The organism is Streptomyces sp. NPDC101393 (assembly GCF_044767385.1).
Taxonomy (GTDB): Bacteria; Actinomycetota; Actinomycetes; order Streptomycetales; family Streptomycetaceae; genus Streptomyces.
Genome location: NZ_JBIWNU010000002.1, coordinates 129,885 through 144,678 on the forward strand (window position 1 = coordinate 129,885; position 14,794 = coordinate 144,678).

A 14,794-nucleotide genomic window follows, 5' to 3' on the forward strand; every position below is an offset into this window, starting at 1 on the left:
GCCAACGGTTCCGACGGTTGAGGCTTAAAGGCCGGTGACCTCCCAGGCGGCCTCGATCATCCGGAAGATCTCGTCGACCGCGGCCTCCGGGTCGGCTGCCTCACGGGCCAGCGAATGGGCGTCGATCACGAACCTCGCGATGGTCCGGCAGGCCGTTGTGGTCCGCGGCAGGTCGAGATCGGCGGCGATGGCCGTGGCCAGCGACTCCGCATGGCGCAGCCTCATCGACTCCTCGTACTGCCGCAGGGCGGGTGATGCGTCGATCATGCGCCAGATCGGGGCGGCGCTGTCCGCCGCGCAATGCCGTACCAGGGCCTGCATCTCGTGACGCAGCGCGGGGATGAGCGGCTCGTGCGGCGCCCGGTCGGTGACCGCCTGCGCGAGGCGGTGTTCGAAGTCTTCGTCCTGCTCGAACACCAGGGCCTCTTTCGAGGCGAAGTGGGAGAAGAGCGTGGTGACGGCCACGTCGGCCTCGGCGGCGACGTCGCGGATGCCCACCGCGTCGTACCCGCGTTCCAGGAAGAGCCGCAGGGCGGTGTCAGCGATCTTCTGGCGGGTCGCTGCCTTCTTGCGCTCACGGCGTCCGGATGGCTCGATCATGGCGTAACGCTATCAGGTACAAAGCCGCAACAGATTCAAAACACTAACCGTTAGTGTTATCGTCCACGGCATGAAGAGAGTGAGCTTCGCCGAGTTCGGCGGTCCGGATGTTCTGCGCCTCATGGACGCCGAGGAGCCCCACGCGGGCCCCGGTCAGGTACGCATCGCGGTGCGGGCGGCGGGCGTGAACCCCGTCGACTGGAGGGTTCGTGAAGGCCAGGTCCTGGGAGCCCATCCGATCGAGTTGCCCGCCGGGGTCGGGCTGGACGCCTCCGGGGTGGTGGACGAGGTGGGCGAGGGCGTCGAAGGGGTCGAGATCGGCGACCATGTGTTCGGTGAAGGGTCGAGCACATATGCCGAGTTCGCCGTGCTGTCGGCCTGGGCCCGCATGCCCGAGGGGCTGACCTTCGAAGAGGCGGCCGGGTACCCCTCCGTGGTGGAGACCGCACTGCGCCTCCTTCGCGAGGTCGGTGTGCGGTCCGGGCAGACGCTGCTGGTCAGCGGTGCGTCCGGGGGCGTCGGGTCGGCGGTGCTGCAGATCGCCCGCGACCGCGGCATCACGGTGATCGGCACGGCCGGTGCCGCGAACCAGGACTATCTGCGTGGCCTGGGTGCCGTCGCCACGACGTACGGCGAGGGCTGGGTGGAGCGAGTGCGGCAGCTCGGCCATGTCGACGCCGCTCTCGATCTGGCCGGCTCGGGCGTGATCCGCGAACTCGTCGCACTGACCGGGGATCCGCAGAAGGTGATCTCCATCGCCGATCTCGGTGCGCCGGAGCTCGGTGTCCGATTCTCCGGCGTGGCCGGGAGCGTGCCGGACGCGCTCGCCGAGGCCGCCGACCTCATCTCGCGGGGAAAGCTCCACATCCCGGTCGAGAAGTCGTACACGCTCGCCGAGGCCGCGGCGGCGCACATCGACAGCCATGCCGGTCACACGCGCGGGCGCCGGGTCATCGTCGTCTGAGGAATTCCTGCGCAGGTGGATGCAGGCTGCATTCCGTCGACGAGCCGCCGGGCGGCGTCCGCGCACCGGTGGTGTGCGGGCGCCGCAACACGCCGTGGCAGACAGCGCCTGACGCACCGACGCTCCAGGCCGAGACCTCTAGGCGTCGCCTGCGCCCGTGCGGCCCGGCGCCGCGCTCTCTCGGCGGGCGATCCGCAGGCCGACGGCCCCGACCGTCAGCAGTACGGCGACCGTGCCGAGGGTGAACGCCTCGAACGCCGTTCGGGATACGCCCCAGATGCCGCCGAAGGCGTAGTCGATGCCGAAGAGTGCTTCCAGGGTTCCGGGGAAGAGCGCGCACCAGGATCCGACCAGGATCCAGGCGTAGACCAGCACCGCGCAGGTCATGAAGCCGCGGTGGCCGAACGGGACCCGGTAGGGCCGTACGACGTCGGGGCGCCGCAGCCGGAGCAGGACGAGCGCGGGGACGATGACCAGATAGGACAGGAGCAGCGTGGTGACCGCCACGGTGAGGACCACCGCGAACACGGCGCCCGCGTCGCCGCCCGCGAGTTGCATGGCCGCGAGCATGAACACCGTGGCCACCGCTCCGGAGAGCAGGTTGGTGCGGACGGGTGTGCCGAGGCGGGGGTGGAAGGCACCGAGCGCGCGGGTGAAGGAGCCGCCGTCGGCGGCGGCCATCGCCTGCATGCGGTCGCTGACGATCATCCATGCGCTGCCCTGGGTGAGGAGGGCGAAGACGAACATGACGGCGGTGAGCGTCAGGAGCGGGCCGGACGCGGCGCCGTAGATGCCGAAGACGAGACGGGCGCCTTCCATGAAGCCGCCGATGCCGGTGACCTGATGGGTGGGGACGACGGCGAGGAGCGCGAGGACCGGCAGCAGGTAGCAGCAGACCGCGACGGTCGCGGAGCGTCCGAGTGCGGCGGGCACGTCGCGCTGCGGGTCGTGCATCTCCTCGCCGGCGGCGTTGGGCGCCTCGAATCCGACGTAGGCGAACAGCAGGATCGGTACCAGGGAGAGGAATCCGGCCGTCGTCGGGGTGAAGCGGGCGTCGGCGAGGCCCTGGAAGCCGTGTTCCATCCCGTACAGGACGGCGGTCAGGGTGAACAGGGCGATGGTGAGGACTTTCACCGCGGCGCCTGTGGTGGTGATCCATTTGCCGCGGCGCAGGGAGACGACGGCCGTGAGGATGGCGGTCCAGACGAACAGCAGCTTGAACGCGTAGTCGGCGAAGGTGCCGGAGCCGAGCGGGAAGACGAAGCCGTCCCAGGTCTCGGCGGCGAGGAAGACCAAGGAGCCGCCCAGCCAGATCGGGTTGGTCACCCAGTAGAACAGGGTGGTGAGCGCGGCGGGCGTACGGCCGAGGGCGAGCTTGACCCACACGTACGGGCCGCCCTCCTGCGGGAACGCGGCGCCGGTCTCGGCGAACAGCAGGGCGTAGGGGACGAGGAAGAGCAGGGCGATGGCTGCCGTCCAGGTGGCGGCCTCGCCGCCGCCTGTGGCGATCTGCCCGATGGTGTCGAAGGAGATGACCGCGGCGATGGCCATGGCGGTGATGTCGAGGCGCTTCAGGCTGCGCCGCAGGCCGGTGGTGGTGTGGGGAGCGCGCGAGTCGGTGGAGGAGAGCTGGGAGGACACGGGCAGTTCCTAGCGGGGAGAGGGGGACTGCGAGCAGGCGCACGCGGGTGCGGTGACGGTGTGGGGTCCGTGTCGAGGAGGCCCGGCGGGGGTACCGGGCCTCCCGGGGGATGTCAGACGGCGCGGATCTCACCGGTGGGCGCGGTGCGTTCCAGGACGCCGCGCAGGGCGGTGGCCACTTCCTTGGCCTCGGTCTCGGTCATGACGAGCGGCGGGGACAGGACCAGGCTGTGTGCGGAGTCGCGCACGATCACGCCGGTTTCGCGGCGGATGACGTCGTGGGGCATGCGGTCGGGGTGCAGGGGCAGGGGTGCGCGGGTGGCACGGTCCTGGACCAGTTCGACGGCGAGCATCATGCCGACGGAGCGGATCTCGCCGACGATCGGCAAGTCGCCCAACTGCGCGGCCAGTTCGGCGTGGAGGAAGGAGCCCATTGTCGTGGCACGGGCGAGCAGTCCTTCCGTTTCGATGATGTCGAGGTTGGCGCCGGCGACGGCGGTGGCGACGGGGTGGCCGTTGTAGGTGAAGCCCATGGGGAATCCGTAGTCGCGCAGGAGCACTTCGGCGACGTGATCGCCCACCAGGAGGGCTCCGAGCGGTATGTAACCGGAGGTGATGCCCTTGGCGGTGACGATGATGTCCGGGGTGACGTCGAAGTACTGGGCGGCGAACCACTCTCCGACGCGGCCGTACGCGGTGACGACCTCGTCGAAGATCAGCAGGATGCCGTGCCGGTCGAGGACCTCTCGCACCCGGGGCCAGTAGTCGGCCGGCGGGGCGAGCATGCCGCCGACGCCCATGATGGGCTCGCCGATCATCGCGGCGATGTTCCGCGGGCCGATCTCGGCGATGCGTTCCTCCAGTTCGCGGATGAGGAAGTCGGTGACCTTCTCGGGGCTGATCGGCTGGTTGCCGTAGAGGTCGCTGCGGTAGGGCCACGGGGGCGTGAGGTGGGAGACGTGCGGCATCATCGGGGCGAAGCCCTCGTGGTAGAGGGGGAAGCCGGTGGCTGAGCCGCCGCCGTAGCCGATGCCGTGGTAGGCCTTGTTGCGTGCCAGGATCCATGTCCGGCTGCCTTCGCCGCGCCGGTGGTGGTAGTAGCGGGCCATCTTGATGGCCGCCTCGTTGCCCTCCGAGCCGCCGGAGGTGAAGTAGACGTGGTTGAGGGTCTCGGGGGCGAGCGAGGCCAGGCGTGCGGCGAGTTCGATGGCCCGCTCGTTGGAGAACTCCCAGAAGCTGGTGAAGTACTCCAGCTTCGTCATCTGCGCGTGCGCGACGTCGGCCAGTTCCGGGCGGCCGTGGCCGATTTGGGCGAGCCAGAGGCCGCCGGTGGCGTCGAGGTAGCCGCGGCCCTCGGTGTCGGTGAGGCGGCAGCCGGAACCGGAGGCCATGACGACGCGCTCGGTGGCGCTGCCCGGCAGGTAGGGGTGGATGAGGTGCGCCCGGTCGAGGCGGGTGAGGTCGGCGGTGTCGAGGGTCATCGTGGGGCGTCCCTTGTTCGGTGACGGTGTCAGGTCAGGTATCAGGTGTGGTGGTGGCGGAGCGTGCCGGTCACCGGCGCGGTCAGCCGTGGGCGATCCATGTCGTCTTCAGGCCGGTGTACTTGTCGAAGGAGTGCAGGGAGAGGTCCCGGCCGTGGCCGGACTGCTTGAACCCGCCGAACGGTGTGAACGGGCTCAGCGCGTCAACGGTGTTGACGGACACGGTGCCCGCGCGCAGGGCGTCGGCGACGCGGTGGGCCCGGCCGAGGTCCCGGGTCCACAGGGACGCGGCCAGTCCGTAGGCGGAGTGGTTGGCGAGGCGGATCGCCTCGGCCTCGTTCCGGAAGGGCAGCACCGTCAGCACGGGCCCGAACAGTTCCTCCCGGACGAGCGGGGCGTCGGGTCCGAGGCCGGTGACGACGGTGGCATCGAGGTAGGCGCCGTCCCGGTCGGGTCGTGTGCCGCCGCACGCGAGGGTGCCGCCCGATGACCGCACGGCTTCGAGGACGCGTTCCACCTGGGTCTCGTCGACGAGCGGTCCGAGGCGGGTCGCGGGGTCAAGAGGGTCGCCCGGCAGCCAGGTGCGGGCGTGTTCGGAGACGCGGGCCGTGAACTCCTCGGCGACGGAGGCCTCGACGAGCAGGCGGGTGTTGGCGGAGCACACCTGCCCCGCGTTGTAGGCGAAGCCCCATGCGGCGCGTTCGGCGGCCGCTTCCAGGTCGGCGTCGGCGAAGACCACGTTGGGGCTCTTGCCGCCGGCTTCGGGCCATACCTGCTTCATGTTCGACTCGGCGGAGTAGGCGAGGAACCGCTTGGCCACGGCCGTCGACCCGGTGAAGACCAGGGTGTCCACGTCCGGGTGGAGACCGAGAGCCCGCCCGGTCGTCTCCCCCTGGCCGGGAACGACGTTCAGCACCCCGTCGGGCAGCCCGGCCTCCGCGGCGAGTTCGGCGAGCAGCAGCGCCGAGAGCGGAGACTGTTCGGCCGGTTTCAGCACGACGCTGTTGCCCGCGGCCAGGGCGGGTGCCAGCTTCCACGTCGCGATGTCGAGGGGAAAGTTCCAGGGCACCACCGCGCCCACGACGCCCAGCGGGGCGCGGCGCACGAGCGCGAGGTTGCCCGGCGGGGCCGGAGCGACTTCGTCGTAGAGCTTGTCGACGGCCTCGGCGTACCAGGCGAAGACGCCGGCCGCGCCGGGGACGTCGGTGCCGTGGGACTCCGCGATGGGCTTGCCCATGTCGAGGGTGTCGCAGAGGGCGAGTTCCTCGCTGTTCTCCTCGATGAGCCCGGCGAGGGCGAGCAGGACCCGCTTGCGCTCCGCGGGTGCGGTACGGGACCAACGGCCGTCCTCGAAGGAGGTGCGGGCCGCGGAAACGGCGCGGTCGATGTCGGCGGCGGCGCCGGCCGCCACGTGGGCGGTGGTCTTGCCGGTCGCGGGGTTCACGGTCGGGATCCACCGGTCGTCGGCGGGGTCGGTCCACGCCCCGTCGATGAACAGGCGTGTGCGGGGGGTGAGTTCGGCGGCGTGCCGCCGCCAGTCGGCGTAGGTCTTCATGCGGTGGCCTTCGATCGCGTCGTGGGAGGGCGAGCCGGTGCCCGTGCGGGTCAGGTGTGGCTCGGCTGTGTCCGGAAGATCCGCTCGGAGACGGTGGGTGCGGCAGGGGGAAGGGCTCGGCAGTGAGCGTCCGCACCGGTTTCTTTGAGTCGAGATTCAAACAATAGGAGAATCTGCCGTCAATGCTTGCGTCAGGAACTTCTTGCATAACCTGAGACCGGCATCAGAGAATGAGCCGCATGGGGAAAGCGGGAAGACCACGCAACCAGACCGCGCGCAGGCAGGCCCTCGTCTCCGCCGCGGGGCGGGCCATCGCGGAGCGCGGGCTCGAAGCCCTGCGCATCAAGGACATCGCGGATGCCGCGGGCGTCTCCCAGGGCTCGGTCCTGTACTACTACCCCGAGCTCGACGACCTCGTCCTGGAGGTGCACCGGGGCGCCGTGGAGGGCTATCTGGCCTCGCGGCAGCAGGCCTACGACGAGGCACCCGCCGACGATCCCGCCGAGCGGCTGCGGGCCCTGCTGCGCAGTGGTCTGCCGACCATGACGGACGATCCGGTCCACGGCCTGCTGTACGAACTGCACCGGCGCGCCGGCCGCAGTCCGGGCCACGCCGAGCTGATGGCCTCGCTCTTCGCCCGGGAGGTCGCCCTCTACACCACCGCCCTGGAGGTGGGCGCCGCGACCGGCGGCCTCTCCCTCGCCGCGTCCGCGCACGACCTGGCGCACGGGCTGGTGGCCCTGGAGGACGGCTACGGTCTGCACATCGTCAGCCGCAACGCGGCTCTGCGCCCCGACAGGGCCCGTGAGCTGATTCTCGCCCATGCCCGAGCGGTGACGGGCCGCGCCGACCTGTAGCGCCCGCCGGGCAGCGCGCGGGTCCTTCCGCGCCGGACGGCCGCCCGCTCAGGCCTCGGCGGGCCGCGTGGCGATCTCCCGCAGTACGTCCATGACCGCGCGGGCGCGCGCGGTCTGGGTCACGCTCCCCACAGAGGCGATCTTGACTTCGAGCGGCGGTCCGCTGTCCCGGAGCTGGAGTTCCGCGATCTCCCCGCCGCCGTAGGTCTGGCTGGTCGCCGGCCGCTGGTTGAGCACGGAGTAGCCGAGCCCACGGGCCACCAGGGAGCGCACGGTCTCGTAGCTCTGCGTGCGGTAGCGGACATCGGGCGCGGTGCCGGTCGCGGCCACCAGCGAACGGAAGTAGTCGCGGCTGTGGGCGAGGTCGAGGAGGACGAGCGGTTCCGCGGAGAGTTCGGCCAGCTCCACACTGCCCTGACCGGCCAGCGGGTGATCGGCGGACACGATGACATACGCCGGAGCGCGCGCGATCGTCTCGCCACACAGGTCCGGCTCGGCCGACAGACCGAGATCGTAGGTGAGGGCGAAGTCGATCCGTCCCGCCGCCAGCGCGTGGACGAGCTGGTCCGTCTCCGCCTCCATGACGTCGATCTCGATGCCCGGATGACGTCGGGTGCACTCGCTGAACAACGAGGGCAGGTAGTAAGGGGCCAGGGTCACGAAGCAGCCGACGGACACCGGCCCGGAGAGGGACTCACCGCCTCCCCGGGCCTCCCGCTCGACCTCGCGGGCGCGGCCCAGCAGGTCCCGCGCCTGCTGCCGGAGCCTCTCCCCTGCGGGGGTGAGCGTCAGCCCCCGGCCCCGTCGGCGGATGAACAGCTGCACCCGCAGGTCCCGCTCCAGGTTGAAGACGGCCGTGGACACGGCGGACTGCGCGATGTGCAGCTCCGCCGACGCCTCCGTCATCGAACCGCGTTCGGCGGCGACCAGGAAATAGCGGAGCTGAACGAGCGTGAAACCCACTGGTGACGTCATACGTGGCCCCTGCGCCTGGTGATCCGGTCGGTGCCGAGCCTATGCCGCCCTGGCGGACCTAGACGGGCGCCGCCTCGGACACGTCCTCGGGGTGCAGCAGCGCGGAGCCGGCGGTCTCCCGCAGGGACAGGGCGGCGACGAGGCCGCCGCCGGCGAACACCATCAGGTACGGGCCGGGCACCAGGGCGCTGCCGGTCGCGGAGATGAGCACGGTCATCAGGTACGGCACGGTCCCGGCGAACAGGGCGGCGGTGAGGTTGTAGGCGATGGACAGACCGCTCTGACGCGTGCGGGTGGGGAAGACCTCCGCCGACCACACCGCGTACGTGCCGAGGATCGCCGCCAGAATCACGCCGAGCAGCAGACCGGCGATCCACGTCCCGACGAGCCCCGTGCGCATCAGCAGGAAGGCCGGGGTGGAGAGCACCAGCAGCGCGGCCGTCGCCCCGACGAACACCGGCTTGCGCCCCACCCGGTCGGACAGCAGCCCGAACAACGGCACGAGACCGAGGCCGAGCAGCGAGATCGCCGTGGACAGCAGGGCGGCGTTGTCGGCCGAGTGCCCCAGGTGGTCGGTCTCGTAGGTGACGAGGTAGGTCAGCACCGCGTAGAAGGGCACGTGCATGGCCGCCATCAGCCCCGCCGCCTGGAGCAACTGCCTCTTGTGGTGGCGCAGGAGCTCGCGCGCGGGGCTGCGCGGGACGGAGTCGTTGGCTTCGAGCGTCCGGTACTCCGGGGTGTCCTCGATCTTGTTGCGGATGATGAAGCCGATGACGCCCAGCGGCGCGGCGACGAGGAAGGGGATGCGCCAGCCCCAGGCGGTCAGCTGGTCGTCGTCGAGCCCCGTGGACAGCAGCAGGAAGGTGAACGAGCCGGCGAGGAAGCCCAGCAGGGAGCCGACCTCCAGCCAGCTCACGCCGAACCCGCGGCGGCGCCGGGGCGCGCTCTCGGCGAGGAAGCTCGCCGCACTGCCGAACTCCCCGCCCGCGGCGAAGCCCTGGATCAGGCGCAGGACCACCAGGAGTACGGGGGCGGCGATCCCGATCGACGCGTAGCCGGGCAGCAGACCGATCCCCAGGGTCGCGCCGGACATCATGAAGATGACCAGCGACAGGGTGCGCTTGCGGCCGATCCGGTCGCCGAGCGGCCCGAACACCAGGGCGCCGATCGGCCGGATGCCGAACGACACCGCGAACACACCGAACACGGCGAGCAGTCCGGTCGTGCTGTCCTCGGCCGGGAAGAACACGGTGGCGACGGTACCGGCGAGATAGGCGTAGGCGGCCCAGTCGAACCAGTGCACGAACACGCCGACGGCTCCCGCGGCGACGCTCCTGCGCAGGGTGACCACGTCGGTGGGCGCCGCGACTTCGGTCTCCGCGGTGCCGCTGTTACAGGTGCGCATGCGCGCCTCCTTGTGGGGACGGGTGAAGGGGTCCGGAGCTGTGGGGTTGCCGCCGGCGCGCTGTGTTCAGAGCGCGGGCAGGCCGGTGAGGGCGGCGGGGCTGGTGAGCTGGTGGAGTTCCGCCCCGGTCAGCAGCTCGCGCTCGCGGATGAGGTCGAGCGCGGGCCTGCCCGTGTGGTGCGCCTCCAGCGCGATGGCGCAGGCGGTCTCGTAGCCGAGTGCGGGGCCGAGCGCGGTGACCAGCCCGGTGGAGGCGGCGACGGTCGCGGCGAGCCGGTCCCGGTTGGCGGTGATGCCTCGCACGCAGTGCTCGGTGAGGACCTCGATGCCCGCGGTGAGATGGTCGAGGCCGGCGCTCAGGCTCCGGTGAATGACCGGCTCGAAGGCGTTGAGCTGGAGCTGGCCGCCCTCGGCGGCGAGGGTGACGGTCACGTCGTTGCCGATGACCTCGAAGGCGATCTGGTTGACCGCCTCCGGGATCACCGGATTGACCTTGCCCGGCATGATGGATGAACCGGCTTGGCGTGCGGGGAGGTTGATCTCGCCGAGCCCGGCCTGCGGTCCCGAGGACAGCAGACGCAGGTCGTTGCAGATCTTGGACAGTTTCACGGCGACGCGCTTGAGCACGCCGGACAGCTGGACGAACACGCCGACGTCCTGGGTGGCCTCGATGAGGTCGGGTGAGGACACCAGCGTCGGGATGCCCGTCAGCCGACGCAACTGCTCCATCGCGCGCTCCCGGTATCCCGGGCGGGCGTTGAGTCCGGTGCCGATCGCCGTGCCGCCGAGGTTGAGTTCGTGCAGCAGCGGTCTGACCTCGGCGAGCCGCTGTTCGTCCTCGGCGAGGGTCGCGGCGAACGCCCCGAACTCCTGGCCCAGCGTCATGGGTACGGCGTCCTGCAGCTGGGTGCGGCCCATCTTCAGCACGTCGGCGAACTCGGCGGCCTTGCAATCGAAGGCCCCGCGCAGGCCGGCCAGGGCCACGAAAAGGTCGGCGAGGTGCGCGTCCAGGGCCAGTTTCACGGCCGTCGGGTAGATGTCGTTGGTGCTCTGTCCGAGATTGACGTGGTCGAGGGGGTGCAGGGCCGCGTACTCCCCACGGGGGCGTCCGAGCAGTTCCAGGGCGCGGTTGGCGATCACCTCGTTGGCGTTCATGTGGGTCGACGTGCCCGCGCCGCCCTGGATGAGGTCGACCACGAACTGGTCCCTCAGCGCACCGTCCCGGATCTCGGCGCAGGCGTCCGCGATCGCCGAGGCCCGCGCGTCGTCCAGGGCGCCGACCTCGGCGTTGGCGCGGGCCGCGGCGCACTTGACCACCGCGAGGGCGCCGATCAGGTGCGGCCGGGCGGCGAGGGTCTCCCCGGTGAGAGGGAAGTTGACGACGGCTCGGGCGGTGTGCGCGCCGTAGTAGGCATCGGCCGGTACGTCGACGTCACCGAGCATGTCGTGCTCCGTCCGGTACCCGTGGTCCGGTGGGGCGGTGTGCCGGGAGCCTGAGGTCAGGGACATCGGGATCCTCCGAGTCGTCGGGGGGTCTGGGGCCGGCCGCAGGGGCCGGTGAACGACACGCCGGGAGGGGTGGTGGCAGCGGCGGGAGCGCCCCGGCTGCGCTCCCGGGGATCGCAGCCGGTCACGGCGGCGGCCGTCCCTCTCACGCCGCCGCTCCCCCGGTCGGCGCGGCTCGGTCCACGCCGGTCCAGGCCAGCGCGATCGCCGCGTCGAGCAGGGCGCGTTGCGCGGTCCCGCCCACGCAGTACGCGGCGAACTCGTGCTGGTGGTTGGTGGCGGGCAGCGAGCCGATGCCGATGTAGGGATGGATGGCCGGTACCACCTGCGAGACGTTGCCCATGTCGGTGGAGGCGCGGTTCATCCGTGCGGCCTGGCCGGGCGGCGCGAACTCCCTTCCCAGATCAAGGGCGTTGGCACGGTAGTGGCCGAGGGCCGTCTCGTCGGTGCGGAACTCCGCGTACGGCTTGCTCTCCGGCTCGATCTCCAGCTCGCAGCCCGTCGCGAGGGCACCGGCCTCGAAGGCCCGCATGACGCGCGGCTCCAGCTCGGCCAGTTCGGCGAGCGTCTCCGCCCGCACGTACCACCGTCCGGTGGACCGCTCCGGGATGGCGTTCGGCGCGTCCCCGGCATGGGTCACCACACCGTGGACCCGGGCCGAGGCCGGCAGTTGCTGGCGGAGCAGACCGATCGCCACCTGGGCCACGGTGAAGGCATCGGCCGCGTTGATCCCGGCCTCCGGATAGGCCGCGGCGTGCGCGGACTTCCCGGTGTAGGAGACCCGGGAGTGGCTGACCGCGAACGGGCGGGCATCGGCGACGTCGACCGGCGCCGGGTGCGCCATCATCGCGAGGTCCACCCCGGCGAAGGCGCCGCGGTCGAGCATCTCGATCTTGCCGCCGCCGCCTTCCTCGGCCGGGGTGCCGTAGACCTCGACGGTGAGGCCCGCGTCGTCGGCGACGGCGGCCAGGCCGAGCGCGGCCCCCACCGAACTCGCCGCGATGAGGTTGTGCCCGCAGGCGTGGCCGAGGCCGGGCAGCGCGTCGTACTCGGCGCACAGCGCGATCCGGACGGGCCCGCTGCCGATCCGGGCATGGAACGCCGTCTCCAGGCCCAAGTAGGAGGAGGTGACGTCGAATCCGGCGCGGCCGAGCAGTTCCGGCACGGCGGCCGCGGCCCGGTGTTCCTCCCAGGCGGTCTCCGGGTCGGCGTGCAGCCGCTCGGACAGGCCGATCAGCTCCTCGGCACGGTGGTCGACCGCCTGCCGGGCCGCCTCCTTCAGCACGCCCCTCCCTGTCAGCGCGCCCATCACCGGTCGCCCGGTACGCCGTACGAAGGGGAGCCGGCGGGGTCGAGGCCGCGTCGCACGTAGTCGTCCCGCTGCGGCAGCCAGACGTCGAGGAGTGCGTCGAGCCGGTCCACGGGATCGTCGGCCCAGTCGACCCGCAGATCGGTCACGCGCCAGGCCACCTCCGCGACGACCGCCAGGCCCGCGGAGTACACCGGCCCCTCCTCGCCGCCGGCCGCGACGGCGGCCTTCAGCGCGGTGAGCAGACGCTCTTCGAGCTCCCCCGTTGCCTCGGCGTAGGCGTCGAGGAGAACGCCGGGGATGTGCTCGCCGGACAGCATGTTGCCGGCCGCCACCGCGCCGTCCGCGGTGGCTGATGCATGGGTGCCGAGCGTCCGCGAGCCGCTGTAGGCGTACCCGGCACCGGAACGGCCGAGGACGCTCAACTGCCGGTATGCGACGCTCTTCGCGTTGCGGGCCGCGCCGGTGACGTCGGCCAGGGCGCGCTTCGCGTCACCGTGCTCCGTCAGCCCCTCCAGGAGGCTCGTGCCGAGCGTGGGGTCGGTGATGTTCTGCGAGGCCGCCGCGCCGACCCCGGGCCGCAGATGGGCGACCCGGGCGAACACGGCCGGACTCGACGAGCTGGCCACGACGCCGAACCGCTCACCGTCGCGTACGACAAGAGAGAAGGTCATGCCAGGTCCTCCTCGGGGATCACGGCGATCGCGTCGATCTCGCACAGCCACTCCGGGCGGGCGAGGGCGGAGATCACCAGGCCGGTGGAGATGGGGTGCACGCCCTTGGTCCAGCGGCCCACGGTGCGGTACACCGCCTCGCGGTAGCGCGGGTCGATCAGGTAGATGGTCAGCTTGACCAGGTGCTCCATGCGGCTGCCCGCTTCTTCGAGCAGCGTCTTGATGTTGGCCATGGCCTGCTCGGCCTGGGCCCCGGCGTCGCCGATGCCCACGGACTCGCTGGTGTCGAGGTCCTGGCCGATCTGGCCCCGTACGTACACCGTGTTGCCGGCGACGACGGCCTGGCAGAGGTCGTTGTCGAGGTTCTGCTCGGGATAGGTGTCGCGGGTGTTGAACGGACGGATCCGGGTGTGCCCGCCGGCGACGATCGGAGGATGCGGCCGGCGGCCCTCGCCGGTGGAGGTCGTGGAGGTCATCGTCTGCTCCTCAGTTCTTCCGGGGCGCCGACTCGGCGTCGGTCCGGTCTGTGGGGTCGTAGGCGGCGTAGCCCCGTTGGATCGTGATGTGGTCGGCGACGTACCTGGCGTCGTGCCATACGCCCCAGATGAAGCTCGACCCGCGGCGGGACAGCCAGGGCAGGCCCAGGAAGTAGACGCCGGGTTCGGAGGACACCCCTCGTCGCTGGTCCGGGCGGCCGTCCTCGTCGAAGGCGTCGACGTCGAGCCAGCTGTAGTCGGTGGCGAAGCCCGTTGCCCAGACGATGGAGGTGACACCCGCCTCGGCCAGGTCGAGTTCCAGGAGGGGGCTGGTCACGCAGTCCGGGTCGGGCCCGAGGACGTGGGCCTCCGGCTCCTCGGGGAAGTCGAGCCCGTTGCGCTCGATGTACGCGTCGGCGGCCCGGAGGAACTCCAGGTATTTGGCGTCGCCGAAGGCGATGTTCGTGGCGAGATCCGGTGCGAAGCGCAGCACGCCCTCGTCACAGGACGCGGTGAGGCCGACGAGTTCGATGCCGGCGCCGGCCAGGGCGCGGAAGTCCACGGTGTGACCGCCGCGGGCACCGCTGACCGCGATGGTGACGTGCTCCGCACCTTGGGGAGGCGTCTCCGCGTCCCAGATCCCGAGCACACCGAGCCACCAGCAGAAGTCGCGTCCGCGGTACTCGCGGGGCGGCCGGTCGTGCGGGCCGACGGAGAGCAGGACACGACGACCGGACCGGCACAGCTCGTCGGCGATCTGGACCCCCGAGGAACCGGCCCCGACGACGAGGACCGCGCCCTCGGGCAGCTGCTCCGGGTTGCGGTACCCACTGGAGTGGATCTGCGCGGGGACGGCGCCGTCCGGAACGATGGGCGGGATCACGGGCCGCTGGAACGGCCCGGTCGCGGCCACGACGAAGCGCGCGTCGATGGAGCCCTCCGACGTCTCGACTCGGAAGCCGGGCCGCCCGGCGCGCTTGCGCACCGACGTCACCTCGACACCGCACCGGATCGGGGCGCCCATCTTCTCGGCATACGCGGCGAAGTAGTCCGCGACCTGCTCCTTCGACGCGAAGGCGTCGGGGGCGACGTCGGAGAACTCCAGGCCCGGGAAGCGGTCGTGCCACGCGGGCCCGTTCGCGACCAGGGAATCCCACCGCTCGGAGCGCCACCGCTCGGCGATCCGCTCGCGCTCCAGGACGACGTGCGGAACTCCGTGGGCGCCCAAGTGCTCGCTCATGGCCACGCCTGCCTGGCCCGCCCCGACGACGACCACTTCAGTCTCTTCACTCGGCATTTATGCCTCCACTCAGGCGGTAGTCCATCCGGGTGTCGCGTTGACTGTGCTACC

13 protein-coding genes are annotated in these 14,794 nt (G+C 71.3%); 2 read left to right on the top strand and 11 right to left on the bottom strand.

From position 1 onward, the window contains the following. Window positions 1-24: 24 nt before the first annotated feature. On the bottom strand, window positions 25-600 hold the full coding sequence (locus ACIRQ7_RS06255; RefSeq protein WP_404260301.1) for a TetR/AcrR family transcriptional regulator: 576 nt from the start codon (window positions 598-600) through the stop codon (window positions 25-27). Window positions 601-670: 70 nt separating this feature from the next. Here ACIRQ7_RS06255 and ACIRQ7_RS06260 point away from each other — a divergent pair, with 70 nt between their 5' ends. Further along, entirely contained in the window at window positions 671-1,564 is an 894-nt protein-coding gene (locus tag ACIRQ7_RS06260; protein WP_404260303.1) for an NADP-dependent oxidoreductase, read from the top strand. A 138-nt stretch (window positions 1,565-1,702) separates the two neighbouring features. Here ACIRQ7_RS06260 and ACIRQ7_RS06265 read toward each other — a convergent pair whose 3' ends face one another. The 3 genes from ACIRQ7_RS06265 to ACIRQ7_RS06275 all read right to left on the bottom strand — a co-directional run bounded on the left by ACIRQ7_RS06265 (window position 1,703) and on the right by ACIRQ7_RS06275 (window position 6,241). Further along, complete coding sequence (locus tag ACIRQ7_RS06265) at window positions 1,703-3,205, bottom strand: APC family permease (RefSeq protein ID WP_404260305.1); 1,503 nt, start codon at window positions 3,203-3,205, stop codon at window positions 1,703-1,705. Window positions 3,206-3,318: 113 nt separating this feature from the next. Then, window positions 3,319-4,686, bottom strand: a complete 1,368-nt coding sequence (locus tag ACIRQ7_RS06270; protein ID WP_404260307.1) for an aspartate aminotransferase family protein — start codon at window positions 4,684-4,686, stop codon at window positions 3,319-3,321. An 82-nt stretch (window positions 4,687-4,768) separates the two neighbouring features. Beyond that, window positions 4,769-6,241 (bottom strand): aldehyde dehydrogenase family protein, encoded by a 1,473-nt coding sequence (locus tag ACIRQ7_RS06275; RefSeq protein WP_404260309.1) that lies wholly within the window; start codon window positions 6,239-6,241, stop codon window positions 4,769-4,771. A 239-nt stretch (window positions 6,242-6,480) separates the two neighbouring features. Between ACIRQ7_RS06275 and ACIRQ7_RS06280 the strand changes: the two genes are divergently transcribed. Further along, the gene (locus ACIRQ7_RS06280; RefSeq protein WP_404260311.1) at window positions 6,481-7,098 is read left to right on the top strand and encodes a TetR/AcrR family transcriptional regulator; all 618 of its coding nucleotides are present in this window, start codon (window positions 6,481-6,483) and stop codon (window positions 7,096-7,098) included. 48 nt (window positions 7,099-7,146) lie between these two features. Here the strand turns inward: ACIRQ7_RS06280 and ACIRQ7_RS06285 are convergent, their stop codons facing one another. The 7 genes from ACIRQ7_RS06285 to ACIRQ7_RS06315 all read right to left on the bottom strand — a co-directional run bounded on the left by ACIRQ7_RS06285 (window position 7,147) and on the right by ACIRQ7_RS06315 (window position 14,740). Then, window positions 7,147-8,073, bottom strand: a complete 927-nt coding sequence (locus ACIRQ7_RS06285) for a LysR substrate-binding domain-containing protein (RefSeq protein ID WP_404260313.1) — start codon at window positions 8,071-8,073, stop codon at window positions 7,147-7,149. 58 nt (window positions 8,074-8,131) lie between these two features. After that, window positions 8,132-9,478: an MFS transporter gene (locus ACIRQ7_RS06290; RefSeq protein ID WP_404260314.1), complete on the bottom strand. Its 1,347-nt coding sequence runs from the start codon at window positions 9,476-9,478 to the stop codon at window positions 8,132-8,134. Between the two features lie 66 nt (window positions 9,479-9,544). Further along, complete coding sequence (locus ACIRQ7_RS06295; RefSeq protein ID WP_404260316.1) at window positions 9,545-10,987, bottom strand: aspartate ammonia-lyase; 1,443 nt, start codon at window positions 10,985-10,987, stop codon at window positions 9,545-9,547. 142 nt (window positions 10,988-11,129) lie between these two features. Continuing rightward, window positions 11,130-12,269: a M20 family metallopeptidase gene (locus ACIRQ7_RS06300; protein ID WP_404260317.1), complete on the bottom strand. Its 1,140-nt coding sequence runs from the start codon at window positions 12,267-12,269 to the stop codon at window positions 11,130-11,132. A gap of 23 nt (window positions 12,270-12,292) precedes the next feature. Then, complete coding sequence (locus ACIRQ7_RS06305) at window positions 12,293-12,967, bottom strand: DUF1028 domain-containing protein (protein WP_404260319.1); 675 nt, start codon at window positions 12,965-12,967, stop codon at window positions 12,293-12,295. Continuing rightward, window positions 12,964-13,443, bottom strand: a complete 480-nt coding sequence (locus ACIRQ7_RS06310; RefSeq protein WP_404260320.1) for a RidA family protein — start codon at window positions 13,441-13,443, stop codon at window positions 12,964-12,966. Before ACIRQ7_RS06310 ends, ACIRQ7_RS06305 begins: the two co-directional genes overlap by 4 nt. Before the next feature lie 10 nt (window positions 13,444-13,453). After that, entirely contained in the window at window positions 13,454-14,740 is a 1,287-nt protein-coding gene (locus tag ACIRQ7_RS06315) for a flavin-containing monooxygenase (protein WP_404260322.1), read from the bottom strand. Window positions 14,741-14,794: the final 54 nt, after the last annotated feature.